We start from the raw sequence: 25,088 nt of genomic DNA, 5'->3' as shown, positions 1-25,088 counted from the left end.
GTGCAATGAAGTACACAGCTTTACTGAAGAAGTCTTTGGTTGCGGCGCTTTTTGCCGGTTTGGCGCAAGCGGCCTCGGCCGCGGGCCCGGATGCCGCCCAGCTTGAACGGGGCAAGACCCTGTTCACCAGCGCGGCGGTTCCGGCCTGTGCCATTTGCCATACCATGGCCGATGCCGGTTCCAGCGGCAGTATCGGGCCCGACCTGGACGAGCTCAAGCCCAATATGGAGCAGGTCAAGAAGGCCTTGCGCGAAGGGGTCGGCGCGATGCCGTCGTTTGCCGCCACCATGAAGGAAGACGACATGAACGCCGTCGCGGCCTACGTGGTGCATGCCACTGGCGCCGCGAAGTAGTTCAATGGCGTAAGGCTTCAGACGGCGTTGCCGTAACTGAATGCCCACGCAAATACCGGCATCCGCTTCAGGCGGGTGCCGGCATTTTTTTGCGCGTCGATTGCCGATTGCAGCTAGTTGTTGTGCGTCCTTAACCGGCGGAGTGAGTCCAGCGCTGATAGAGCTTTTGCGCAATGGTGTCCAGCATATAACCCAGGGCGCCGATAAGGACGATGACGGCCATGAGTTCGGAATAAGCCAGCCGGTCGCGCGTGTCCAGAATGAAATAGCCCAGGCCCGAGCTGACGCCCAGCATTTCGCAGGGCACCAGCACTATCCAGATAATTCCGATGGCCAGGCGTACCCCGGTCAGGATGTGACCCAGTATGCCTGGCATTACGATTTTGAACAGGACTTCGCTGCGGGTGGCGCTAAGGCTTTTTGACAGCATCAGCCACTTGGGGTCGAGCTGGCGCACGCCGGCCGCGGTGTTCAGGATAATGGGCCATACAGCGGCGAAGGTAAGCAGAAAATAAATGGGCGCATCGCCGATGCCGAAAACCATGACGGCGATCGGCATCCAGGACAGCGGCGAGATCATGCGCAGGAACTGGAATGCGCTACTGGTACTGTTTTCCAGGGCCCGCGATGTGCCGATGGCCAGGCCGATGGGAATGCCCAGCACCAGCGCCAGGCCCAGTCCGATGACGACGCGCTTCATGCTCATCAGCGTGTGCATGGTCAACTGGTTTTCGGCCAGCAACTGGTACAGGCTATGAAAAGTGGGGCCTGGGCTAAGCAGGCGGGCCATTTCGATGCCGCCCTTGAGCCAGTACGCTCCCAGCGCCCATAGCACGATCAACGCGGCAAGGCCCGCGGTGCTTAAGGCAAGCCGGGTGCTTATGCGAGTGGGTTTCAGCGTTCTGTTCATAAGTGCTCTGCTACGGGGCGCGGGCCGCAAGCCCGCGGATCAACGGTTATAGGGTGATGGTCTCGGTGCGGGTAAACGTATTGTCGGGCAGGCCGAACTTCGACATGCCGCCTATGCTCTGGATGGCCTTCTTGACGTAGCGGTCGTCGACCAGGTCGTTCGCAACGAAGGCGGGGTCCAGCTTGCCCAGGAAGTCGTTCTTGCCCAGGACCAGCGTGGTCTTGAGCTTGCGGATGAGCTCTTCGGTATAGCTGGGGAAGGGGTAGGGCTGGAAGTCGATGCGTTTTTCCTTCCATTGGCTGTTGACGATGGCGCCGGAAGATTCGTACAGCCCGGTATCCATGAGTTCAGGCTGCAGCACCCTGGCCAGCGCTTCATACGAGTGCGGCGTATAGCGCTGCTCGTTGTCCTTGGACAGAATGTGCGCGGTTTCTTCGCGGTGCTCCAGTATCCAGGCTTGGGCCTGGACCAGGCCGTTGACGACTTTCTGCGTCCATTCGGGGCGCTGTTCGGTGTCTTGCTCGTGCATCAGCACGACGCAGCAGGCGTGGTCTTTCCAGACGTCGCCGGTAAAGCGCAGGATCTTGCCTATCTTCAGGACTTCGGCCGAGGCATTGAACGGTTCGGCCACGATATAGCCGGCTATTTGCTTGTTCGCCAGCGCCGGCACCATGTCGGACGGAGCCATGACGACCAGCTTGACCTGCTTGGCAGTGGGCGTGCCGTCGCTGATGGGTTCCAGGCCTTTGCTTTTAAGCAGGTGCTGCAGCACGACATTGTGCAGCGAATACCAGAAAGGAATGGCAACCGTGGTGCCGCCCAGGTCGGTCAGTTGGTTTATATGCGGCAAAACGGTCAGGCCCGAACCCGACATGTGGTTCCAGGCAACGACCTTGGCCTTGGACTGGCTGCCATAGCGCGCCCAGACTGTCATGGGCGAGAGCAGGTGCACGGCATTGACCTGGCCGGCCAGGAAGGCTTCTACCAATTGCGCCCAACTGCGGAACAGGCGCGGTTTTTCGACGTTCAGGCCCTGGTTCTGGAACAGCTTGTTATGGTGGGCAACCAGCAAAGGCGTGGCGTCGGTAATCGGCAGATAGCCGATGCGCAGCGGCGCGTCCGGTTCGGCGGCGCGTGCCGCATTATGCATTTGCAATAAAGGCAGGGCGCCCATGGCCGTGAACATTGTGGACAGTTTGAGAAACTGGCGGCGTGTTTCCAGTGTTGCGTTGGAACCGGCGGAAGTCTTCATGAAGCGTGCCTATAGAAATTGCGTGGATCGAAAGGATATTGATACTGGAAAAAACGGACGTTAGTGCTGTGTTGCGTTTCGCGCATCGCGCAAGGCCTGCATGATCTGGACCCGGATAGCCGTATGTTCGGCCGCGAGCGGATCGCGCGGGTGAGTCCCCGTCATGTGCCATTCGCCTATCTGGCGTCCCGGGGACTGCCCGATAAGCAGGATGCGGTCGGCCACCGTCAGCGCTTCATCGATGTCGTGCGTGACCAGGACGGCCGAGGTTTCGTATTTGGAAGTAATGCGCAACAGCAGGGTCTGCATGTCCGCGCGGGTGACTTCGTCCAGCGCGCTGAAGGGTTCGTCCAGCAGCAGGATCTCGGGCTGGCGGGCCAGGCTGCGGGCCAGCGCGGTGCGCTGCGCCATGCCGCCCGAAAGCTCGGACGGATAGCGTTCTTGGGCGCCCAGCAGGTCGACGTCGGCAATGGCGGCATCAATGCGCGCCTGCTTCTGGGCCGGTGTGATCTTGGGTTGATGCTTGAAGTCCAGGCCGAAGCCGACGTTTTCTTCGAGATTGAGCCAAGGCAGCAGGCTGGCGTCCTGGAACACGAAGCTTAAACGCGGGTGCGGCCCTTGCAGGGGTTCGCCGTTGACATGGACGCTGCCCTGGCTGGCGTTTTGCAGCCCCGCCAGCACGCGCAGCAGCGACGACTTGCCCACGCCGCTGGGCCCCAGTATGGCGACGATCTCGCCTTTGGCCAGTTGCAGCGAGAAGTCGCGCAACACGGTATTGGGCGCCTGGTTCGGGCGCGGATAGCGTAGTTCTATGCCGTGCGCGCCCAGGACGATGGTGTCGTCGCTGGAGACGGGGCTTGCGCTTGGACTGATGGTCATGGATCGGTACCTTGGCGTGTCAGTGGGCGGCCAATGCGTGGCTGGCTTGCTCGGGTTGGACCGTCGCCGCTTCAAGGGCCGAAGCCTGGTCGATGTCATGGATTTCTTTGCGCAAGTGTTTCAGCGCGGGCGTGACGATGGCGACGAAGATGGCTTCGCGCAGTCGCCGCTGCGCGGGGTGCAGCATTAAATAGCCTTTGGCGCCGGCATGCAGGGCGGCCGAATTGGCGGCCTTGAGCGTAAGTTCGGATACCGCCGCACGCAGCTTGAGTACCGGCAGTATGGGTGTTTCGCCGTCCTGGGCCTGCCGTGCCAGCGCAGCGGCCTGTGCTTTAAGCGCGGCAAGCTGGTCGGCAAGGTCGCTTTCCTGGTCGTCAAGAAAAATATTCACATGGGCCGTGCCGGCATTGCTTTCGCGCATGATGGCCAGGCAGCCTTCGATAATGCCGAATCCCATGCCGACCTGACCCACGACAAAGCCGGGCTTGATACGCTTGACATAGGCCGCGAATTGGTCGGGATGAGCCAGTACGTCATCGGCGGGAACATGGACATTGTTAAGCCGCAGGTTGAGCGTCTGCGTTCCTTCCAGGCCCGAGAATTCCAGGCAGCGGCGCGTTTCCAGGCCCCGAGCGGTGCTGGGTACCGCAAACATGATGTAGCCTTCGTCTTCGACCGAGGCCGCCACGATGGCCAGGTGGCCGTCGCCTACATTGGATACCCATGGCAGCGAGCCGTTCACGATATAGCCGTCGCCGTCGCGCTGCGCGCGCAGATGGATTTTTTCGATTCCAGCCAGGTGCTTGACGGCATTGGACATGCCGGTGCCCGCCAGAAGTTCGCCGCAGGCCACGGCACGCAGATAGCGTTTGCGCACAGCCTCGTTGGGCGAATGCGCCAGATACCAGCCGCAGCTAGACTGGCACCAGACCAGGAATGCGGTAGAGCCGCATTCGCGGCCGACCTGGGTCGTTACCTGGATTTGTTCGGCCAGGCTAAGGCCCAGCCCGCCGTATTGCGCGGGCAGTGCCGCGCCGAACCCGCCCAGTGCGCCCAGGCGGCGCATGAAGTCGCCGGGGTACAGGCCTTCCCGGTCGATGGCCTGCGTCATGGGCGCCAGTTCGCTTTTGACTTGCTGGGCTATCGCCTGGATGAAAGGGGCGGTGGAATCGGCTTGGCTCACGGCGGGGGTCCTTGTGGTGCTGTACTGCAGTGAAGAAATTATGCGAAGGGCTGGAGTTCGGGATTGATGGGCGTTTTGGCCAGGTTGTTGGCGTAGTTGCACAGGGTAGCCAGGCTGACGCCCAGGACAACTTCCAGGGCGTTCTGCTGGGTGTAGCCGGCGGCCAGAAAGTCGGCAAGTTCTTCGTCGGCCACTTGGCCTTTGTTTGCCATGACGGCCAGTGTGAACTGGGCCAGCGCGTTGAGCTTGGGGTCGCTAAGAGCCTGGGTGCCGCGCAGCGCTTCGATGATGTCTTCGGGCATGGCAAGCTTCTTGCGGGCGATGGCGGTGTGGCCGGCCACGCAAAAGCCGCAGCCGTTGTTCGCCGCGGCGGTAATCTGGATGACTTCGCGTTCGGCGGCGGACAAGGAGTTGCGGCCATTGATGGCACCGACCACCTGGTAGGTTTCAAGGGCGGTGGGGGCGTTGGCCAGCACGCCGATAAGGTTGGGGATGAAACCGTTGTTCTTCTTTACGTTGGCAAGGCGCTCTTTGGCGTCGTCGTGGGCGGTGTCTAGGGTCTGGATGGTAAGGCGGCTCATTACGGGTTCTCGTGTTTGCGGTTTATATGGCTATTTATTCTATTGATGTTTGTTTAAATACAGAACGAATATAAGGATATTTAGATATGCGGTTTCGGTATATGGACGAAAAAAAACCCGCCAAAGTGGCGGGTTTGGTGCTGCGGACCGTTGCCGGCGCTGGGTTTAGCCCAGCAGTTCGGCTGCGGGGTCGTCGTCTTTTTTGACGGGCTTGAGCATGTCTTCGCGTTTGACGCCCAGCCACATGGCCAGGGCGGCGGCGACGAATACGGAAGAGTAGATGCCGAACCAGATGCCGATGGTCAGGGCCAGCGCGAAATAATGCAGGGTGGGGCCGCCGAAGAAGAACATCGAGAGCACCATCATTTGCGTCGAGCCGTGGGTGATGACGGTTCGGGAAATGGTCTGGGTGATGGCGCTGTTGATGACTTCGCGCACGGAGCTTTTCCGTTGCTTGCGGAAGTTTTCACGGATTCGGTCCATGATGACCACGGATTCGTTGACCGAGTAGCCCAGCACCGCCAGCACGCCGGCCAGCACCGCCAGCGAGAATTCCCATTGGAAGAACGCGAAGAAGCCCAGGATGATGACAACGTCGTGCAAGTTGGCGATGACCCCGGCCACGGCGAACTTCCATTCGAAGCGCACGCCCAGGTAGATCATGATGCCGATGACCACGCACAGCAGGGCCATCAGGCCGTTGCTGACGAGTTCGCGGCCCACTTGCGGGCCGACGAATTCCACGCGGCGCAGTTCGACGTCGGGGGCCTTGGCTTTGAGCGAGCTGAGCACGGAGTCGCTTTGCGCGGCGGAGGTTTCGCCGCTGCGCACGGGCAGGCGGATCAGGACGTCTTGCGAGGTGCCGAAATTTTGTACCTGGAAGTCGGTATAGCCCAGCGATGTCACGGCGCTGCGGATTTCTTCAACCTGCGCGGGCTGACTGTAGTGCACCTCCATGAGAGTGCCGCCGGTGAACTCGATGGACAGGTGAAAGCCGCGCGTGGCGATGAAAAAGACAGCCAGAACAAAGGTGATCAGGCTGATCAGGTTGAGCACCAGCGCATGGCGCATGAAGGGGATGGTGCGGTGAATTCGAAAAAATTCCATGTTTCTTGCTTGCCTGAAGTGTAAGGGCCGGGGCGCGGGTAGGCGCCCCGGCGGGGCTTAGTCTTGTTTCGGTTTCCAGATCTGGCCGATGGAGATGCTTTGCAGCTTGCGACGGCTTCCGTACCAGAGGTTGACCAGGGCGCGCACGCCCACGACCGAAGAGAACATCGAAGTGAGAATACCGATGCAGTGGACGACGGCGAAGCCCCGGATGGGGCCGGTGCCGAAGGCCAGCAGCGACAGACCGACGATGAGCGTGGTCAGGTTGGAGTCCAGGATGGTGCCCCAGGCGCGGTCAAAGCCAAGGTGGATGGCTTGCTGCGGCGAGTGGCCGGCGCGTAATTCTTCGCGTATTCGCTCGTTGATGAGGACGTTGGCGTCGATGGCCATGCCCAGCGTGAGCGCGATGGCGGCGATGCCCGGCAACGTGAGCGTGGCTTGCAGCATGGACAGCACGGCAAGCAGCAGCAAGACGTTGAAGGCCAGGCCCAGGGTGGAAAACACGCCGAACAGGCGGTAGTACACGATGATGAAGACCGCGATGGCAAGGAAACCGTACAGGGTGGAATCAAAGCCCTTGTTGATGTTCTCGGCGCCCAGGCTGGGGCCGATGGTGCGTTCTTCGATGATGTTCATGGGTGCGGCCAGCGAACCGGCGCGCAGCAGCAGGGAAATGTCGGCGGCTTCCTGGGCTGTCATGCTGCCCGAGATCTGGACTTGGCCGCCGGGGATTTCGCCGCGGATGACAGGGGCTGTCACGACCTGGCCCTTGCCGTTTTCAAACAGCAAAATGGCCATGCGCTTGCCGATGTTGTCGCGGGTGACATCGCGGAAGATGCGGGCGCCTTTGGCGTCCAGGGTCAGGTTGACCGAAGGCTGCTGGCTTTGCTGGTCGCGTCCGGGCTGGGCGTCCTGCAGGTTTTCGCCGGTCAGGATGACCTGGCGGCGCAGCAGCAAGGGGCGTCCGTCCGCGTCGGTATAGCGCTCGAGTCCGAAAGGCACGGTACCGCTGCTTAAGGCCGCCATGGCTGTGGGCGAGTCGTCGACCATGCGGATTTCAAGCGTGGCGGTGCGGCCCAGGATTTCCTTGGCCTTGGCAACGTCTTGAACGCCAGGCAACTGGACGACAATGCGGTCGGCCCCTTGTTGCTGGATGATGGGTTCGGCGACGCCCAGTTCGTTGATCCGGTTGTGCAGCGTGGTGATATTCTGCTTCAGGGCATTGCCCTGCACCTGGGTAATGGCCGCGTCGGTCAGCTTGCCTTGCAGGCTGAAAGTGCCGCCGCTGTCGCTAGGCGTGAACACCATGTCGGGCATGCGCCGGCGCAGTTCGGAGGCGGCGTTGTTGCGCGTTTCCTGGTTGTCGAAGCGAACCACAATGGATTGGTCGCTGCGGTCCACGCTGCTGGCCGACAGTTTGTTTTCGCGCAGGGTGGTGCGCACGTCGTTGGCGAGCGAGTCGTAGCGGCCGGTCAGGGCGCCCTGCATGTCGACTTGCAGCAGAAAGTGCACGCCGCCGCGCAGGTCCAGGCCCAGGTACATGGGGTTGGCACCCAGCGCCGAGAGCCAGTTGGGCGAGGCGGGCAGCAGGTTCAGGGCAACGGTGTAGCCAGGGTCGGAAGGATCGGGGTTCAGGGCCTTTTCGATGAGGTCCTTGGCCTTGAGCTGTATGTCTGGCGTGGCAAAGCGCACGCGCACCGTACCGACCGGGCCATTCATCTCGAAATAAGCCCCGGTGGCGTCGATGTTGTTGCTTTTCAGGACGCTTTCGACTTTTTCCAGGGTTTGGTTGTCTACCTTGACTGCCGTCTTGGCCCCGGCGATTTGCACCGCGGGCGATTCGCCGAAGAAGTTGGGCAGCGTATACAGAAGCCCGATGACGAGGGCAGCCAATACGGTAATGTATTTCCAGAGAGGGTAACGGTTCATGGTCGGTTAACGGTTAAGGCAAAAAAAACGACCCCAGACGGGGCTGGGGTACGCCAGGAATTACAGCGCCTTGATCGTGCCCTTGGGCAAAACCGACGTGACTGCAGTACGCTGCAGAATGACTTCGACGGGTTTGTCGCCAAGCTGGCTGACTTCGGCCGTGATGTAGTTGTCGCTGACTTTCGTGACTTTGCCCAATATGCCGCCTGTAGTGATGATTTCGTCGCCTTTGGCCATGGCTGCCACCATATTCTTGTGTTCTTTCTGGCGTTTCATCTGGGGACGAATCATCAGGAAATACAAAATGACGAACATTAGAATGATGGGCAGCATGCCCATCAAGGCATTGCCGTCGGTGCCGCCAATTTGGGCTGTAACCAGCTCAAGGGTATTGATCAAGGACATTCACAACTCCTGGTATTTTTGAGTGAATCTTCTATTGTAGCGATATCTTGCTTATTCGATACCGCGGGCGCGGTCTTGGTGAAAACGCGCACGCCAGGCCTCGAACGTGCCCGAGGCGATGGCTTCGCGCATTTCGCCCATGAGGTTCAGGTAATAGTGCAGATTATGCAGGGTATTGAGCCGCGACCCGGTAATTTCGTTGGAACGCTGCAAATGGTGCAGGTAGGAGCGCGAAAAGTGCGCGCAGGTATGGCAGGAACATGTCGAGTCCAGCGGGCGGGTGTCGTCGCGGTAGCGCGCATTACGGATCTTGATGTCGCCGTGGCGGGTAAACAGCCAGCCGTTGCGGGCATTGCGCGTCGGCATGACGCAGTCGAACATGTCCACGCCGCGGCTGACGCCCTCGACCAGGTCTTCGGGGGTGCCTACTCCCATAAGATAGCGCGGCTTGTCAGCCGGCAGGCGCGGGGCCACATGAGCCAGCACGCGCATCATTTCGTCCTTGGGTTCGCCTACCGACAGGCCGCCGATGGCATAGCCGTGAAAGCCGATATCCACCAGGCCGGCCAGCGATTCGTCGCGTAAGTCTTCGTACATGCCGCCCTGGACGATGCCGAACAAGGCGTTGGGGTTGCCCAATTGGTCGAAAGCCTCGCGCGAGCGCTTGGCCCAGCGCAGCGACATGCGCATCGAGCGGGCCGCTTCTTCGGAAGTGGCGGGGCGGCCGTCTATTTCATAAGGCGTGCACTCATCGAACACCATGGCGATGTCGGAATTGAGGGCGCGCTGAATGCGCATGGACTCTTCCGGAGTCAGGAACAGCCGCGAACCGTCGATGGGCGAGGCGAACTTCACGCCCTCTTCGGTGATCTTGCGCATGCCGCTCAGGCTGAATACCTGGAAACCGCCCGAATCGGTCAGGATAGGCTTGTTCCACTGCATGAAGCCGTGCAGGCCGCCGTGCTTGTCCAATACTTCCGTGCCGGGCCGCAACCAAAGGTGAAAGGTATTGCCCAGGATGATTTGCGCGCCGACCTCGGTCAGTTCGTGCGGCATCATTGCCTTGACGCTGCCGTAGGTGCCCACAGGCATGAAGATGGGGGTCTCGACCACGCCGTGGTTCAGTGTGACGCGTCCGCGGCGGGCGGCGCCGTCGGTGGCCAGGAGTTCGAATTTCAGTCCGGTCATGTGCGGGAAGGTTCTATAAACATGGCATCGCCGTAGCTGAAAAAACGATACCTGGATTGAATGGCATGCGCATAGGCGCGCTGTATGGGTTCCATGCCCGCCAAGGCGGAGACCAGCATCAGCAGCGTGGATTTGGGCAGATGGAAATTGGTGATCAAGGCGTCCACATACCGGAACTTGTAGCCTGGAGTGATGAAAAGCCGCGTGTCGCCCTCAAGAGGTCCGGGCTGGCCGTCCTGCTGCGCGGCCGACTCCAGGGCCCGCACACTGGTCGTGCCGACGGCGATGACCCGCTTGCCGGCGGCGCGTGTGGCGCGGATCAACGCCAGCGTCTGTTCCGAGACGCTGTAGCGCTCGGAATGCATATGGTGTTCGCTCAAGTCTTCTACCCGCACCGGCTGAAACGTGCCGGCGCCGACATGCAGTGTAACGAAGGTTTCCTGGATGCCGGCGGCTGCCAGGGCGTCCAGCATGGGCTGGTCGAAATGCAGCCCCGCTGTGGGCGCGGCAACCGCGCCCGGCGCCTGGGCGTAGACGGTTTGGTAGCGTTCGTCGTCCTCTTGCCCCGCTTCATGTTCTATATAGGGGGGCAGGGGGGTGGATCCATGTTTTTCCAGCAGGTCCAGTACGCGGCCGGGAAACTGCAGCTCGAACAGCTCGCCGTCGCGGCCCAGCATATCGACCCAAAAGGCGTCGTCTATATGTATGCGGCTGCCGGTTTTGGGCGATTTGCTGGCCCGTATGTGGACCAGTGCGATGTTGGGCTGGGTAATCCGTTCGACCAGGATCTCGACCTTGCCGCCGGTGTCTTTCTGGCCATGCAGGCGCGCCTTGATGACCCGGGTGTTATTGAAGACCAGCAGGTCGCCCGGATTGAGCAGGCTGGGCAGGTCGGCGAACAACTTGTCGTGCAGCCCGCCCGCGCTGTCCAGATGCAGCAGGCGGCTGGCGCCGCGCCGTTCGGGCGGAGACTGGGCGATAAGCTCGGCAGGCAGGTGATAGTCGAATTGAGAAAGCAGGAGCGAAGAGTTCACGCGTAATAGGGACAGTGTGTTGTTTGGTTGATCCGGATACTCGGCCTTGGCGCCTGGGGCGGCCAAATCGCATGCGGCGGGCTGGGCAAAAGCGCGGTTGAATCGGAGTTTGAGCGGTATTTTAAGCCGTCATCGCGAATTTACGCTTGCGGCGCCCGCAAAGAGGCTGTCTTTCGGTATGCTGACGGTTTGCCAAACCCGGCTGGCTTACTTCTGTAATCGCCGCCACATGTTTAAGACCGGAGTCAGTTTTACGATGAGTTCATATGGGCAGGGGTATACGGCGCGCCGCATGGGACGCAGCGCGGGGCGATGGATATCGGGACTGTTGTGCGGCGCTGCCATGCACCTGGCTGCCGCCGCCCAGAGCTTGCCCCCCGAACTGCAAAAAGCGTTCCAGTCCACCCGCTTGCCTGAAAGCGCCATGTCGCTTGTCATTCAGGAAATCAACGGGCCGGTCCTGGTTTCCATCAATCCGTCCGAACCGCGCAATCCTGCTTCCGTCATGAAGATGGTCACGACCTGGACCGGGCTGTCCGGTCTTGGACCGGAGTATCGCTGGCGCACAAGCTTTTATGCGCGCGACGGCGCCAGCGTGGACGCCCAGGGTTCTTTGCGCGGGCCTTTGTACCTGAAAGCGGGCGGCGACCCCTTCTTGACCATGGCCGAGCTGTGGTCGCTGCTGCGCGAGTTGCGGCTGCGCGGCATCAAGAACCTGCCCGAGGTCATCGTGGACCGGTCGGTGTTCGGGGCGGTTGCCACGAACCCGGGCGAATTCGACGATGCGCCCGACCGGCCTTACAACGCCAGTCCCGATGCCATGATGGTCAGCCTGGGCGCAGTGCGCCTTTTGTTTGCGCCCGACACCGCGGCGCGTAAATGGATTCCGGTTATCGACCCGCCGCTGGCCGGTGTACGGATCAGCGGCGACATTGCCTGGAGTTCCGCGGTATGCCCGGGTTCGCCTTCGGTGGGAACCCAGGTCATCCACACCGGCAGCGATATCGTCATACAGGTCAGCGGCACGGCTGCGGGGTCTTGCGGCGAGTTCAGCGTGTATCGCCTGGCCTTGTCGCAGCCCGAGAACTTTTCGGCCTTGTTCCAACTGCTGTGGAAAGAACTGGGCGGCACGCTGGGCAAGGGCCTGAGTTCCGGCCGGGTACCCGCGAGCGCGCAAGTGGTGGCCTGGCACGACTCCGAGAGCCTGGCCGACACGATCCGGCACATCAACAAGCAAAGCAATAATGTCATGGCGCGCACTTTGCTGCTTACCCTGGGCGCCGAGAAAGCGGGCGGGGGCGCAACGTCCAAGGTCGGAGCTACCGCCGCCGAGGCGATCTTGCGCAGCCAGGGGGTGGATACGCGCGGCTGGAACATCGACAACGGCGCCGGACTGTCGCGCGAGGGGCGCTTGACGGCCAATGGGCTGGCAGCCATGCTGAATGTGGCGTGGCGTTCTCCCTTGATGCCCGAATTCATTTCCTCGCTGGCGATCTCGGGCGTCGACGGCACGGTAAAGCGCCGTCTGCGCGACGATCAGGTGCGCGGCATGGCCCATCTTAAAACCGGTACTTTGCGCAATGCCAGGGCTCTGGCGGGCTATGTGCTGGGAGCCAGCGGCAAGCGTTATATTGTGGTGAGCCTGGTCAATGACGAACGCTCATCGGCCATACGTCCTTTTGACGATGCATTGATTACCTGGCTGGCCGAACATTAGCCCGACGATGCCGGCCGGCAGTACGGGCCGGGTCGACAATACGAACTGAATAACAAATTGAAATGCAGGATTAGCCATGCCCATACATGAAATTCGCCACCCCTTGATCCGCCACAAACTGGGGTTGATGCGCCGGGGCGACCTCAGTACCAAGAATTTTCGCGAAATGTCCCAGGAAGTGGCGGCCTTGCTTACCTACGAAGCCACCAAAGACCTGCCGCTGGAGCCGCATCGCATACAGGGTTGGTGCGGCGAGATCGGGGTCGAGAAGCTGGCGGGCAAAAAAGTGACGGTCGTGCCGATCTTGCGCGCCGGCATCGGCATGCTGGACGGCGTACTGACGTTGATTCCCGGCGCCAAGGTCAGCGTCGTGGGCATTGCCCGAGACGAGGAAACCTTGCTGGCGCATACCTATCTTGAGCGCCTGGTCGGCGAACTGGACCAGCGCCTGGCTCTCATCATCGATCCGATGCTGGCTACCGGAGGCTCGATGGTAGCCGCCATCGACATGCTTAAAAAGGCGGGCTGCAAAAGCATCAGGGCCCTGGTGCTGGTGGCCGCGCCGCCGGGCATCCAGGCGGTGCAAGAGGCCCACCCCGACGTTCATATTTACACCGCGTCGATCGACAGCCACCTTGATGAAAACGGCTACATCGTGCCTGGCCTTGGCGATGCCGGCGACCGCATATTCGGCACGCGCCAGAAAGAAGTGTGAAGGATAAAGCGCAGCTTGGGCCTACGTGCCTGCCAGCGCAGTACATAAATATTTACCTTTCTTCATGTTTTGTGTGGTGCGACAGGCGTTGCACAGGGTAGGATGAACAACAGTTATCGTTTCCAGGTGGTTTGATGCACAAGGTTCCAACATCGGGCGGTTCGGCAAAGAAGGCATTCGTTTCGGCACTGATCGCGGGCGGGTGCCTGTTTGGCGCCGCGCCCGCCATGGCGGGTCTGTGCGACGCCGCATTCATGCACAACGGCGGGCAGGCCCAGTTGACCGGGTCGGGCGCCCTTACCATGGGAGCCAACCTGGCGTTTTCCGAAGTCAGCAAACAAGGGGGCGATACCTGCCAGGCCCGGGTGGTGGGCGATGCCTCGATAGGCTTGATGGGCATGCCTGCCAACAAGTCCAAGCTGGACTACTGGATGAGCGTGCGCTCTGGCAAGGCCACCTTCGAGCGGCGTGAGGCCGACGGCCGGCGCGAGCCCGTCAACGGCAAGTTCGACCTGCGCATGCTTGGCCTGTTCGCCTATGGCGAACCCATCTCCAAGCAAGGCCAGTCGTTTCCGGCCCAGAAATTCCAGATCAACGTCGACCACAAGGCGGTGCAGGCCGATCCCATTGTGGTGCGCACGGGCGAAAAAACCGTGGGGCAGCGCCAGACTATCCAGACCGCCTCGGGCAGCCAATCGTGCTGGCCCATACGCTATAGTCGTACCATAGAGGCTACCAAGGCATCGTTCAATGGCCTGGTACTGCCCGTGCCGGCCATGACTTCGGCGGTGACGGACTGGTTCTGTCCGGCGCTGAACATGGTAATGAAGCAAGAAAGCATGCAAAATGGAGTGGCATCCACCGTCGAGGTGACTCATATGCAATAGTCGTCCGGCTTCCGTATCAAGCGTACGCTGCGCGTTCTGCTTGTCTGCAAAGCCAGGCCTGCGCTTTATCATCGCGGCGGCGTCAGGTCAGGAAACGGAACCAGTTATTTACCAACATCCTTTCAAGGGGAATGCAACATGGCAAAAAACGAAACTCAGACGAAAGAAGAAGAGTTCATCGACAGTGTCAAAGACAGCCTGGATGATGCGGAAAAGCTGCTGCGCGAAGCGGCCGACGCCACCGGCGATAAGGCAGCCGAGCTTCGCGAGCGCGCCATGACATCTTTGCGCCGCACTCGCGAGGCCTTGTATGACACGCAGGACGCCCTTATGGCGCGGGGCCGCCGCGCCGCCCGCGCCACCGACGATTACGTGCACGACAATCCATGGCAGGCCATTGGCGTTGCCGGCCTGACCGGCTTGCTGGTGGGCATGCTGATCAGCCGCCGATAGTCGGGATTATCCGACTATGGCGCTTAGACAATCTGTCGGCGACTTGGCGGGCACGTTGCTGTCCGTCATTTGCACGCGGCTCGAACTGTTCTCCATCGAGGCGTCCGAGCAAAAGGCCCGCCTTGTCATAGTTTTGGGCATGGCGTTTGCCGCGCTTTTGTTTATCACCCTGGCCTTGCTGGTTTTTTCCATTGCGGTGGCGCTGTATTTTTGGCCCACCGACCAGCGTTATCTGGCGCTGGGCTTGCTGGCCCTGCTGTACGGGCTGGTGGGCGCGGGGTTTTTCTGGGCGGTACGGCGCGAACTGATATTCGAACCGATGCCGTTTTCAGCCACGCTCAATGAACTCAAGCGCGACATGCATTTGGTGGAACGATTGCGCGAACCTTCAGGCGATGCGCTCGATTCGGGCCGGGTGCGGGGGGACGATTCATGAAAAAGCCCCAGACCGCCGGCGAGCGCAATGCGCGCATCGAGTTGTTGCGCGCACGGGCGGCCATTGAGCGCCACGGCGTGGCGCGCAGCGTGCGTCAAGTCCGGGATAGTTTGTCGCCCAGGGGACTGCTTAAAGAGGCCTTGCCGGCGTTTGCAGGAGGCAAGAAGCCTGTTGATTTGTTTTTGCACGCCTTGAGCGTGGCGCGGCGCTACCCTTTTTTGATTTCGGGGGCTTCGGCCATTCTTACGGGCAAGCGTTCGCGCTTGCGCTGGCTCAAGCTGGGCGCCGGGGCCTTGCTGGGTTGGCAACTATGGCGCAAGACCGGCAGCCGCCATGGCTCCGGCGGCGCGTAGGCGCAAGATCAAGTCAACATCAAAGCCCAACAGCTAAAGGCAAGGCGGGGCAGGGGTCTTGCCCCAGCCTAAAGACCCAGCTCGCCCCACATTGCATCGACCCGCGCCTTGGTGTCGGCGTCCATGACAATGGGCGTGCCCCATTCGCGCTGGGTTTCGCCGGGCCATTTGTTGGTGGCGTCCATGCCCATTTTCCCGCCCAGGCCTGAAACGGGCGAGGCGAAATCCAGGTAGTCGATAGGGGTGTTTTCCACCAGCAAGGTGTCGCGCACCGGATCCATGCGGGTCGTCATGGCCCAGACGACTTCCTGCCAGTTGCGCGGGTCCACATCTTTGTCGACGACGACGATGAATTTTGTGTACATGAATTGGCGCAATACGCTCCACAGTCCGAACATGACGCGCTTGGCGTGGCCTGGATACTGCTTGCGGATGGAAACGACGGCCAGCCGGTAGCTGCAGCCTTCGGGCGGCAGGTAGAAGTCGACGATTTCGGGCAATTGCCGTTTAAGCAGGGGCACGAAGACTTCGTTCAGGGCCACTCCCAGCACGGCCGGTTCGTCGGGCGGCTTGCCGGTGTAGGTGCTGTGATAGACGGGATTGCGGCGCATGGTAATGCGCTCTACCGTAAACACCGGGAACCAGTCCTGTTCGTTGTAGTAGCCTGTATGGTCGCCGTAAGGGCCTTCCAGCGCCATTTCGTAGTTGCGGTCGCTGGGGCCGGACGAGCCTTCGGGCACGTTGGGCGCATGGGCGCGCGGGTCGCCGGCGGGCAGAATATGCCCTTCGAGCACGATTTCGGCGGTGGCGGGCACCGAGAGATTGCTGCCCAGAGCCTGGGCTACCTGGGTGCGCGAGCCGCGCAGCAGGCCGGCGAACTGGTATTCGGAAAGACTGTCGGGTACCGGGGTAACCGCGCCCAGTATGGTGGCCGGGTCGGCGCCCAGGGCAACCGCAATGGGAAACGGCTGACCCGGATGGGCCAATGCATGATCGCGAAAATCGAGCGCGCCGCCGCGATGCGAGAGCCAGCGCATGATCAGCTTGTTGCGTCCCAGAAGCTGCTGGCGGTAGATGCCCAGATTCTGCCGCTTGGCATTGGGACCGCGCGTGATCACCAGCCCCCAGGTAAGCAGCGGGGCGACATCGCCGGGCCAGCAGAACTGCAGCGGCAGCGAGTTCAGGTCGACATCGTCGCCTTCCAGGACGATTTCCTGGCATGCGGGGCTTTTGATGGATTTGGGGCTCATGTCCCAAAGGGCCGTCTTGAGCATGGCCACTTTGGCCAGCGCATCGCGCAGGCCGCGCGGGGCCTCGGGCTCGCGCAGCGAGGCCAGTAATTCGCCGATGTCGCGCAAAGAGCTTACGTCGTCGGCGCCCATGCCCATGGCCACGCGCTTGGGCGTGCCGAACAGATTGGCCAGGACCGGCATGGAAGCCGGCGCGCCATTGTGCGCGGCGCCTTCGAACAGCAGGGCGGGGCCGCCGGCGCGCAGGACGCGGTCGCTGATTTCCGTCATCTCCAGGCGGGTTGATACGGGGCGCGTTATGCGTTTGAGCTCGCCCAGGCCTTCGAGCTGGGTCAAAAAGTCTCGCAGATCACGGTATTTCAAGTACGTCTCGCTAATCGGGTTTGGTATTTCGGGTTTCGTGTAAACGGCCGTCTAAGGTTAACATTGCCTTCATTTCCAAAATTATTAAGGTTGCATTAATGACCGACCGAAGTTCGGAAAGTCTGTTCAGTCATTTGGCGCGGGTGGTCTTTCATCCGCTGGGCGAAGTGGTGCACGTCGCGGCAGTGTATCTTGGCATTGCTGCGCTGGTCACCATTGTGCTGGGCGTTACCGTGCCGTCTTTGCGCGACCAGTCCCGGCAAATGCACGAGGCTATTCTGGTCAGCTTGCGGCCGGCGGCGCTGCGCGAAGACAACTTGTCGCCCGATTACGGCCTTGGCGGGCTGGCCGAGATATCGCCTTTGCCCGAACCCAAGCCGCTGGCCGAGCCTGTTCCGTTGGCCCCTCCGGCGGGCGTGGTCCTGGCGGGGGCGGGCGGCACGACGGCCGCCGAGGTGGCCGCCGCGCCCAGCCGCCGCACCTTTTCCCAGGCGTTGCGGCGCGAGGACGCTTTGTCGATTCCGGGAACCACCCGGGCCCAGGTCCAGGCCTTGCGCAGCTATATTGCCCGCAAATACAAGATAGCCGGCAGTGTGTCCGGCGTGCTGGTGCAGACGGCGTTTACCGTAGGCAAGGAATTGAAGCTGGATCCCCAATTGCTGCTGGCTGTAATTGCCATCGAGTCGCGCTACAACCCGTTTGCCGAAAGCCACGTTGGCGCCCAGGGGTTGATGCAGGTAATGACCAAGGTGCACCAGGATAAATTCGCGCGTTTTGGCGACGTGGCCGACGCGGCTATCAACCCCATTGCCAATATCCGGGTCGGCGCGCAGATTTTGTCGGACTGCATCAAGCGGCGGGGCTCCATCGAGGGCGGGCTGGCCTGCTATGTGGGTTCCACGGGGCCGGACGATGGCGGCTACGGCGCCAAGGTCCTGGCCGAGCGCCGGCGCATTGCGCTGGCTTCGGGCATACCCCTTAGTTGAAAACCGCCGGGCGGCCGCGCCGTGCCGCTTCAGAGTTTGTTCAAGAACAGCTCTATCCGGCCTATCGCTTCTTTCAGCCGGTCCAGGCCGGTGGCGTAGGACAGGCGCAGCGTATGGCCGGCATGGGCCACTCCAAAGTCATGCCCCGGTACGGCCGCGACGCTGGCTTCATGCAGCAGCCGATGCGAAAACTCGCTGCTGTTGGTGTTGTAGCGGCTGATGTCCGTGTAGATATAGAACGCGCCGTCGGGTACGACAGGCACATGCAGCCCGATGCGCTCGAGTTCGGGCAGCAGATAGTCGCGCCGCTGCTTGAAGGATAGCCGGCGGTTTTCGTAGATGCGCATGACGTCGGGTTCGAAGCATGTCAAGGCGGCATGCTGGGCCAGCGTTGGTGCGCAGATGGCCAGGCTGGCGGCCATTTTTTCAATGGCCGGAACCATGTCGGCCGGTGCTATCAGCCAGCCCAGCCGCCATCCGGTCATGTGGAAATACTTCGAAAAACTATTGATGATGACAATGTCGTCGTCCACCGTCAGGGCGCTGCGCGGCGTGTTGCCGTAGTACAGGCCCAGGTAGATTTCATCCATGATGATGAAACCGTCGCGCTGGCGCACTTCGGCAACCAGTTCGCGCAATTCTTCAAGGGTAATGGTGGTGCCCGTGGGATTGCTGGGCGAGGCAATAAGCACGCCCCGGGTTGCCGGCCCCCAGTTCTGGCGCACGTGCTCGGCGCTAAGCTGGAAGCGCTCTTGCGCCGAGCTGGGGACCAGGCGGGGGACGCCGCCCGCGGCAAGGATGAAGTTTTGGTTGGCCGGGTAGGACGGGTCGGGCATCAGGACTTCGTCGCCGGGATTGATCAGAGCCATGGCGGCCAGCAGCAGGGCGCCCGAGGCGCCGCTGGTGATGACGATCCGGTTCGGGTCAACGGACGCGGAAAAATGCTCTTTGTAGTACAGCGCCAGGGCTTCGCGCAGCACCGCCAGCCCGGCCGGCGATGTGTAGCCGCTTAGCCCCGCCTTGGCGGCCCGGCTAAGCGTTTCCACAACTTGCGGTGGCGCCGTAAAATCGGGTTCGCCTATGCCCAGGCTGATGACATCCCGCCCCTGGGCGTTGAGCGCGTTGGCTTGTTTGAACAACTCTACAGCGTAGAATTGCATGACATGTTCTGTGCGTGAGGCAAGGCGGGACATAAAGAGGCAGCCGGTTCCTGGGAAACGTGTATTGTAGAGCGTTGAGCCGAAGCATACCGGCCGTCCGATCAGCTTAAAAGGAATTGTGTTCATGCGGTTTTCTTCTCGTCGCGCTTTTTTGATGGGACGGCGTTCTTCGAAGACTCCCTGGGAAGCGTTTTGCAAGCGCATGCAGCGCAGCGTTTCGGGCGATTTCCTGGACTATGGCTTTTACGATGGCGCGGGCAGCGCGCGGCTTACGCCCGGCGACGCGGCCGATATGCATCGGGCCCGCGCATTGTGCGCCGAGCATGGCATTGTGCTGGTGCTGGACGGCATCAACCAGGCGGCTAGCCAGTCGCATCAGTCGGTACTGTGGATAGAACTGGGGCGCCAATTGACCCAGTGCCAGCGCCTGCCCGGCGACGATACAAAATGGTTCGTGCAGCCAGGCTGCACGCTGGGCGAACTGGAAGACGCGGGGCTCAAGCAGTTTGGCGGGCTTCCGGGCTACCTTAGCGTGGCGGCCTGGCTGGCCGACCGTTCCTTGCACGCCTGGGCTCCAGGCGCCACGCACAGTTCCGGGGTAGCCCATGCTTGCGTGCTGCTGGCTGATGGCACCCAGGCTACGCTGGGCCCGTTCGGCGAGCATAATCGCCAGCCATTGGCCAGCCTGGCATTACAAAAATTGGTTCCGGCGCTGTTCCAGGCCGCCGCGTCAACAGAAGGGCAAACCTGCCGCCAGGCCGCTGCCTGGCCTGCACGTTATCGCCTGGACGCTTTGCTGCCGCAGCCTGGGCAAACCGTCAACCTCTCGCATCTGCTGCTGGGCCATGGCGGCGACCTGGGCTGGCTGGAATGGCTGGTGCTGGACGAACTGGCCCTATCCCTGGCCGGCGAGGCCGATTTCAACGGCTTTTCCCTAAGCCGCCAATCGCCCGACGACATCGTGTGGGCCCAGGCCATCGAGCTTGACGCACGGGTAAAAGAACTGTTCGATCCGCAAGGTCTTTTCCCCCATCCGGGGCAAGATCTGTAATCTTTTCTTGTCCGGCGGCGATTTATCCGGGCGGCCCGTGCCCGGAAGGCTGCTAAGGGCTAGAATGAGTACCTATTTCAATTTCATATCGTAAAAATATTATGGACGAGAATCTTCGTAAAGCGGCGCTTGAGTATCACGAGTCCGGACGCCCCGGCAAAATAGCGGTGGTGCCGACCAAGCAGCTTTCCAATCAGCGAGACCTGGCTTTGGCTTATTCGCCGGGGGTGGCGGCGGCTTGCGAAGAAATCGTCAACGATCCGCAAAACGCCTATCGCTATACCGGGCGGGGCAATCTGGTCGGCGTCATTACCAACGGCACGGCCGTGCTGGGTTTGGGCAATATCGGCCCGCTGGCCTCCAAGCCGGTCATGGAAGGCAAGGCCGTGCTGTTCAAGAAATTCTCGGGCATCGACGTTTTCGACATTGAAATCAACGAGACCGACCCCGACAAGCTGGTCGACATCATTGCCGGCCTGGAGCCCACTTTCGGTGGCATCAACCTTGAAGACATCAAGGCGCCCGAATGCTTCATCGTCGAGCGCAAGCTGCGCGAACGCATGAAGATTCCCGTTTTTCACGACGATCAGCACGGCACCGCCATTTGCGTGGCTTCGGCTTTTCTCAGCGGCCTGAAAGTCGCCGAAAAAGACATCAAGACCATCAAGCTGGCGGTGTCGGGCGCAGGCGCGGCCGCGTTGGCTTGCCTGGATTTGCTGGTCGACCTGGGCTTGCCCATCGAGCATATCTGGGTGTCGGATATCGAGGGCGTGGTCTACAAAGGCCGCACGACTCTCATGGACCCGGACAAATCGCGCTTTGCGCAAGAGACTTCGGCGCGCAAGCTGGATGACATCATCGAAGGCGCCGACGTATTCCTGGGCTTGTCGGCCGGCGGGGTGCTCAAGCCCGCCATGGTGGCCAAGATGGCGGCTCGGCCGGTCATTCTTGCCCTGGCCAACCCCGCGCCCGAAATCCTGCCTGAAGACGCGCACGCGGTGCGTGACGACATCATCATGGCAACCGGGCGTTCCGACTATCCCAACCAGGTCAACAATGTCTTGTGCTTCCCGTATATTTTCCGCGGCGCGCTCGATGTCGGCGCAACCACGATCACGCGCGGGATGGAAAAAGCGGCGGTAAACGCCATATCGCAGCTGGCCCAGGAAGAGCAGAACGATGTGGTGGCGGCGGCCTACGGCACCTACGGCGTGTCGTTCGGTCCCGAATACCTCATTCCCAAGCCTTTCGACCCGCGTCTTATTGTGCGGATAGCGCCGGCGGTGGCCCGCGCGGCCATGGAAGACGGCGTGGCGACCCGTCCCATCAAGGATTTCGACGCCTACGCCGAAGAACTGCAGCAGTTCACGTATCGTTCCGGCTCCTTCATGAAGCCGCTGTTTTCCATCGCCAAGGGCTTGGTCCGCGACGGCGGCAAGTCGCGCATTGTCTTCAGCGAGGCCGAAGACGAACGTGTGCTGCGCGCCGTGCAGGTCGTGGTCGACGAAAAGCTGGCCAAGCCCATACTTATCGGCCGTCCGGCGGTGCTGGAAGACCGCATTAAAAAATACGGCCTGCGCATCCGCCTGGGCGTGGACGTCGAGGTCACCAATCCCGAATACGACGAGCGTTTTCATCGCTACTGGACCACTTACTGGGAAATGATGTGCCGCCGAGGCGTCACCAAAGAAATGGCGCGCGTCGAGATGCGCCGCCGCCTTACCCTGATCGGCGCCATGATGGTTCATCTGGGCGATGCTGACGGCATGGTTTGCGGCACGGTGGGCGCCTACGCCGACCACCTGCGCTTCATCAACGAAGTCATCGGCATGGCGCCGGGCGCAAAAACCTATGCGGCCATGAACATCCTGCTGTTGGCCGAGCGCACGATTGCGCTGGCCGACACTCATGTCAATGATGATCCCACCGCCGAGCAGATCGCCGAGATCACGATCGCGGCGGCCGCTGAAATGCGCCGGCTCAATATCGAGCCCAAGGCGGCCTTGCTGTCGCGCTCCAACTTCGGCACCGGCAGCTCGGCCTCGGGCACTAAAATGCGCGAAGCCCTGGACATCATCCGCCAACAGGCGCCCGACCTTGAAGTCGACGGCGAAATGCACGGCGACTGCGCCCTGGACGAAGCCTTGCGCAAGCGCATCCTGCCCAGCACCACGCTCAAGGGCGAGGCCAATTTGCTTATTTGCCCCAGCGTCGATGCCGGCAATATCGCTTATAACTTGCTCAAGACCGCCGCGGGCGGCAATGTGGCGGTGGGCCCGTTCCTGCTGGGGCTGAACGCGCCAGTGCATATTCTTACCTCCAGTTCCACGGTGCGCCGCATCGTGAACATGGCTGCATTGACCGTGGTCGATGCCAATACCCCGCGCAACTATTCATAGTGGCAGGCCTATGGACGTCCCTAGATCGTCGATAGGCTTAATTCTTACCGGGGGCGGCGCGCGGGCCGCCTATCAGGTCGGTGTGCTGTCGGGCGTGCTCGATATTCTCGATCCCCAGCGTTCGCACTCGTTCGTCAATCCATTTCCCATTATTTGCGGCACTTCGGCCGGCGCCATCAATGCGACGGCGCTGGCCAGCCGCGCCAACGATCCGCATGCCGCCATCGCGCGGCTGCAGCATCTGTGGGGAAACATCCACACCGACATGGTGTATCGCGCCGATGGCGCGGCTTTGCTGCAAACGGGGCTGCGCTGGCTGACGATGCTGACGCTGGGCTGGATCATGCCCGACCGCCGCGGCCAGCACCCGCGCTCTTTGCTCGACAATGCGCCTCTGGGCGAATTGTTGACGGGCGCCCTGGACTTCGGCCGCCTGAATCGCAATCTGGAACGCGGCTGCCTGGAGGCGCTGGCAGTCACGGCGGCGGCTTATTCCAGCGGCGAACATATTATTTTCTACCAATCGAAAACGTCTTTTCTGCCCTGGACCCGGTCCCTGCGGCGCGCGGTTCCCAGCACCATCGGCGTCGATCACTTGCTGGCGTCCAGTTCCATACCTTTTGTGTTTCCGGCCCAGGCCCTGCTGGTGCAAGGCGCCACCGAGTGGTGCGGGGACGGGTCGATGCGGCAATTGGCGCCCTTGAGCCCCGCCATACACCTGGGAGCAACGAAACTCTTTGTCATAGGCACCGGCCATCGAGACGATAAATCCGACGAGCCTGCCGGCATCGACCCCCCTTATCCCACGCTGGCGCAAATCAGCGGCAACGCCTTATCGAACATTTTCCTGGATGGCTTGTCTATGGATGTGGAACGGCTCGAGCGTATCAACGAGTTGTTGCAGTTATTGCCCGAAGACGCGCGGCAGTCGCAGTCGCTGCGCCCGATTACGATGTTCGCCATTACCCCCAGCCGTTCGCTGGACGAAATAGCGCTTGAGTACCTGGATGAAATACCTAAGGCAGTTCGTACACTTTTCCGCGTTCTCGGTGTATCGTCTGATTCCGGCTTGCATACAGGTGGGACGCTCGTGTCATATTTGCTGTTCGAGGCCCGTTATACACAAGCGCTGATACAACTAGGTCGTACCGATAGCATGAACCGTATGGAAGAAGTCAAAGCGTTTTTTAAGGAGACGCCACAATGACCCAAGCTCAGGCATTACAGAACAAGCTGAAGAAAGGCGGTCTGCTCGATGCCTCTCAAATCGGCCGTGAAGACGCGCTTGAACACGCGCATGCGGCGGGCCTTACCGTGTACGTCATCGACTGCGACCGTGCTCGCAGCCGCTCGGCGGTCTTGCGCGCTGTCGTCAAGGCCATCGACTTTCCCGAGTTCTTCGGCGGCAATCTCGATGCCCTTTACGATTGCCTTTGCGATACCGTGCTCGACCAAAAAAACGGCCTGTTTCTGTGGTTCCATAACTTGCATTCGGGCGACCCTTCTTTGGCCGACGACTCCAAGGCCATTATCAGCGTTTGCGCCGACGTAGCCGAATTTGCCAAAAACAACGGCCGACGCTTTGCTTTTGCGGTCCAGCATGCCGGCAAGCATCCCGATCCTGAACCGGGCGTGGCCCCTACGCCGTATTCCGGTGCCGACGAAGCCTAGGCCGGCTGGCTGCCTGGTGCCGCGTTTTTGCGGGTCTGGCAAGCCCAGGGCCTTATAGCCAGCCCTTCAGGGCCGCGATGGCGGCCATCAAGGCCAGGCCGGCGGTTTCCGTACGCAGCACACGGCTGCCGAATCTCACGGCCTGAATTGGAGGGCGTATTGCCGCGGCCTGTTCCTCTTCCGACCAGCCGCCTTCGGGGCCGACCAGCAGGGCGATGCGGCTGGCCGTGTGTTGGGCCAGGGCGGCTTCAAGGCTTTGCCCGGCGCCCGGATGGCATAGCAAGGTCAGTTGCGCGGCAAGCTCGGTGCCGGCCAGATAAGCGGACAGCGTGCGCGGCTCGTCGATATGCATGATGCGGTTGCGTCCGCACTGTTCGCTGGCGGACTGCGCAATGCGTTCCCAGTGGCGCATGCGCTTGACCAGCCTTTCGCCGCTTAATTGAAGCACGCTGCGTTGCGCCGCAATGGGAACAATCCGGGTGGCGCCCAATTCCACCGCCTTTTCGATGACCCAGTCCATTTTGTCGCCCGACGGCAGGCCTTGCGCCAGGATGATTTCGCCCGGCAATTCGGCTTCCGTCGTCTGGTGGTCCCCAGTCTGGGCATAGCCCTTTTTGCCTTCGGCCGTAAGCCGGGCGCAATACTGGCCGCCCCGTCCGTCGAACAGCACAATATCCGTGTCGGGCTTAAGGCGCAAAACGCGCAAAGCATGGTGCGCCAGCTCTTGCGGCAATTCGATGGTCTGGTTGGGTTCCAGCGGAACTGAACTGAAAAAACGCGGTGTCGCCATGATGGAAGAAATGTGTAAGATGACGGTAGTGTACGG

The 25,088-nt window shown here is 61.3% G+C and carries 25 protein-coding genes; 12 read left to right on the top strand and 13 right to left on the bottom strand.

From position 1 onward, the window contains the following. Positions 1 to 5: 5 nt before the first annotated feature. Positions 6 to 353 carry a SorU family sulfite dehydrogenase c-type cytochrome subunit gene (gene sorU, locus DFR37_RS11615; RefSeq protein ID WP_113933394.1) on the top strand — a complete coding sequence of 116 codons (348 nt, stop codon included), beginning with the start codon at positions 6 to 8 and terminating at the stop codon, positions 351 to 353. A gap of 130 nt (positions 354 to 483) precedes the next feature. On the opposite strand, the gene DFR37_RS11610 is transcribed toward sorU, so the two are convergent. The 10 genes from DFR37_RS11610 to queA form a co-directional block, all read right to left on the bottom strand. After that, entirely contained in the window at positions 484 to 1,263 is a 780-nt protein-coding gene (locus DFR37_RS11610; RefSeq protein ID WP_113933393.1) for an ABC transporter permease, read from the bottom strand. A 46-nt stretch (positions 1,264 to 1,309) separates the two neighbouring features. Continuing rightward, positions 1,310 to 2,515 carry an ABC transporter substrate-binding protein gene (locus DFR37_RS11605; RefSeq protein ID WP_113933392.1) on the bottom strand — a complete coding sequence of 402 codons (1,206 nt, stop codon included), beginning with the start codon at positions 2,513 to 2,515 and terminating at the stop codon, positions 1,310 to 1,312. A 60-nt stretch (positions 2,516 to 2,575) separates the two neighbouring features. Continuing rightward, positions 2,576 to 3,394, bottom strand: a complete 819-nt coding sequence (locus DFR37_RS11600) for an ABC transporter ATP-binding protein (RefSeq protein ID WP_113933391.1) — start codon at positions 3,392 to 3,394, stop codon at positions 2,576 to 2,578. 19 nt (positions 3,395 to 3,413) lie between these two features. Further along, a complete protein-coding gene (locus DFR37_RS11595) occupies positions 3,414 to 4,577 on the bottom strand; it encodes an acyl-CoA dehydrogenase family protein (RefSeq protein WP_242341816.1) in 1,164 nt (387 codons plus the stop codon). Between the two features lie 38 nt (positions 4,578 to 4,615). Beyond that, on the bottom strand, positions 4,616 to 5,158 hold the full coding sequence (locus DFR37_RS11590; protein WP_113933390.1) for a carboxymuconolactone decarboxylase family protein: 543 nt from the start codon (positions 5,156 to 5,158) through the stop codon (positions 4,616 to 4,618). A 165-nt stretch (positions 5,159 to 5,323) separates the two neighbouring features. Further along, entirely contained in the window at positions 5,324 to 6,265 is a 942-nt protein-coding gene (gene secF / locus DFR37_RS11585; protein WP_113933389.1) for a protein translocase subunit SecF, read from the bottom strand. Between the two features lie 57 nt (positions 6,266 to 6,322). Continuing rightward, positions 6,323 to 8,194 (bottom strand): protein translocase subunit SecD, encoded by a 1,872-nt coding sequence (secD, locus tag DFR37_RS11580; protein ID WP_113933388.1) that lies wholly within the window; start codon positions 8,192 to 8,194, stop codon positions 6,323 to 6,325. Positions 8,195 to 8,254: 60 nt separating this feature from the next. Next, positions 8,255 to 8,599 carry a preprotein translocase subunit YajC gene (gene yajC / locus DFR37_RS11575; protein ID WP_113933387.1) on the bottom strand — a complete coding sequence of 115 codons (345 nt, stop codon included), beginning with the start codon at positions 8,597 to 8,599 and terminating at the stop codon, positions 8,255 to 8,257. A 51-nt stretch (positions 8,600 to 8,650) separates the two neighbouring features. After that, the gene (gene tgt, locus DFR37_RS11570) at positions 8,651 to 9,787 is read right to left on the bottom strand and encodes a tRNA guanosine(34) transglycosylase Tgt (protein WP_113933386.1); all 1,137 of its coding nucleotides are present in this window, start codon (positions 9,785 to 9,787) and stop codon (positions 8,651 to 8,653) included. Continuing rightward, positions 9,784 to 10,821, bottom strand: coding sequence for a tRNA preQ1(34) S-adenosylmethionine ribosyltransferase-isomerase QueA (queA, locus tag DFR37_RS11565; protein ID WP_113933385.1), 1,038 nt, complete (start codon positions 10,819 to 10,821; stop codon positions 9,784 to 9,786). Before queA ends, tgt begins: the two co-directional genes overlap by 4 nt. Positions 10,822 to 11,077: 256 nt before the next feature. Between queA and dacB the strand changes: the two genes are divergently transcribed. The 6 genes from dacB (at position 11,078) to DFR37_RS11535 (ending at position 15,382) form a co-directional block, all read left to right on the top strand. Next, the gene (gene dacB, locus DFR37_RS11560; RefSeq protein ID WP_379881476.1) at positions 11,078 to 12,538 is read left to right on the top strand and encodes a D-alanyl-D-alanine carboxypeptidase/D-alanyl-D-alanine endopeptidase; all 1,461 of its coding nucleotides are present in this window, start codon (positions 11,078 to 11,080) and stop codon (positions 12,536 to 12,538) included. A gap of 76 nt (positions 12,539 to 12,614) precedes the next feature. Continuing rightward, positions 12,615 to 13,253 (top strand): uracil phosphoribosyltransferase, encoded by a 639-nt coding sequence (gene upp / locus DFR37_RS11555; RefSeq protein ID WP_113933383.1) that lies wholly within the window; start codon positions 12,615 to 12,617, stop codon positions 13,251 to 13,253. A 134-nt stretch (positions 13,254 to 13,387) separates the two neighbouring features. After that, positions 13,388 to 14,140, top strand: coding sequence for a hypothetical protein (locus DFR37_RS11550; protein ID WP_242341817.1), 753 nt, complete (start codon positions 13,388 to 13,390; stop codon positions 14,138 to 14,140). A 138-nt stretch (positions 14,141 to 14,278) separates the two neighbouring features. Continuing rightward, positions 14,279 to 14,593, top strand: coding sequence for an ElaB/YgaM/YqjD family protein (locus DFR37_RS11545; RefSeq protein ID WP_113933382.1), 315 nt, complete (start codon positions 14,279 to 14,281; stop codon positions 14,591 to 14,593). A 16-nt stretch (positions 14,594 to 14,609) separates the two neighbouring features. Continuing rightward, positions 14,610 to 15,029: a phage holin family protein gene (locus DFR37_RS11540; RefSeq protein WP_113933381.1), complete on the top strand. Its 420-nt coding sequence runs from the start codon at positions 14,610 to 14,612 to the stop codon at positions 15,027 to 15,029. After that, positions 15,026 to 15,382 (top strand): hypothetical protein, encoded by a 357-nt coding sequence (locus DFR37_RS11535; protein WP_113933380.1) that lies wholly within the window; start codon positions 15,026 to 15,028, stop codon positions 15,380 to 15,382. The genes DFR37_RS11540 and DFR37_RS11535 overlap by 4 nt, the downstream gene beginning before the upstream one ends. A 68-nt stretch (positions 15,383 to 15,450) precedes the next feature. Here DFR37_RS11535 and ubiD read toward each other — a convergent pair whose 3' ends face one another. Beyond that, positions 15,451 to 16,995: a 4-hydroxy-3-polyprenylbenzoate decarboxylase gene (gene ubiD / locus DFR37_RS11530; RefSeq protein ID WP_113933379.1), complete on the bottom strand. Its 1,545-nt coding sequence runs from the start codon at positions 16,993 to 16,995 to the stop codon at positions 15,451 to 15,453. Positions 16,996 to 17,093: 98 nt separating this feature from the next. On the opposite strand from ubiD, the gene DFR37_RS11525 reads away from it, so the two are divergent. After that, the gene (locus DFR37_RS11525) at positions 17,094 to 17,981 is read left to right on the top strand and encodes a lytic transglycosylase domain-containing protein (RefSeq protein WP_113933378.1); all 888 of its coding nucleotides are present in this window, start codon (positions 17,094 to 17,096) and stop codon (positions 17,979 to 17,981) included. Positions 17,982 to 18,010: 29 nt separating this feature from the next. On the opposite strand, the gene DFR37_RS11520 is transcribed toward DFR37_RS11525, so the two are convergent. Then, positions 18,011 to 19,174, bottom strand: coding sequence for a pyridoxal phosphate-dependent aminotransferase (locus tag DFR37_RS11520; RefSeq protein ID WP_113933484.1), 1,164 nt, complete (start codon positions 19,172 to 19,174; stop codon positions 18,011 to 18,013). Positions 19,175 to 19,265: 91 nt separating this feature from the next. On the opposite strand from DFR37_RS11520, the gene DFR37_RS11515 reads away from it, so the two are divergent. From DFR37_RS11515 to DFR37_RS11500, 4 genes are all read left to right on the top strand, one after another. Further along, the gene (locus tag DFR37_RS11515; RefSeq protein ID WP_147251619.1) at positions 19,266 to 20,192 is read left to right on the top strand and encodes a hypothetical protein; all 927 of its coding nucleotides are present in this window, start codon (positions 19,266 to 19,268) and stop codon (positions 20,190 to 20,192) included. 101 nt (positions 20,193 to 20,293) lie between these two features. Next, positions 20,294 to 22,591 (top strand): NADP-dependent malic enzyme, encoded by a 2,298-nt coding sequence (locus tag DFR37_RS11510; RefSeq protein WP_113933376.1) that lies wholly within the window; start codon positions 20,294 to 20,296, stop codon positions 22,589 to 22,591. Between the two features lie 10 nt (positions 22,592 to 22,601). Continuing rightward, positions 22,602 to 23,798 (top strand): patatin-like phospholipase family protein, encoded by a 1,197-nt coding sequence (locus tag DFR37_RS11505; protein WP_242341818.1) that lies wholly within the window; start codon positions 22,602 to 22,604, stop codon positions 23,796 to 23,798. Then, complete coding sequence (locus tag DFR37_RS11500) at positions 23,795 to 24,262, top strand: barstar family protein (RefSeq protein ID WP_113933374.1); 468 nt, start codon at positions 23,795 to 23,797, stop codon at positions 24,260 to 24,262. Before DFR37_RS11505 ends, DFR37_RS11500 begins: the two co-directional genes overlap by 4 nt. Positions 24,263 to 24,314: 52 nt before the next feature. Here the strand turns inward: DFR37_RS11500 and DFR37_RS11495 are convergent, their stop codons facing one another. Beyond that, on the bottom strand, positions 24,315 to 25,052 hold the full coding sequence (locus DFR37_RS11495) for a 16S rRNA (uracil(1498)-N(3))-methyltransferase (RefSeq protein ID WP_113933483.1): 738 nt from the start codon (positions 25,050 to 25,052) through the stop codon (positions 24,315 to 24,317). Between the last annotated feature and the right edge of the window lie 36 nt (positions 25,053 to 25,088).

Source organism: Eoetvoesiella caeni, assembly GCF_003315175.1.
GTDB lineage: Bacteria > Pseudomonadota > Gammaproteobacteria > Burkholderiales > Burkholderiaceae_B > Eoetvoesia > Eoetvoesia caeni.
The sequence above is the reverse complement of the archived record's forward strand: the minus strand, read 5'-3'. Positions and strand labels throughout refer to the sequence as shown.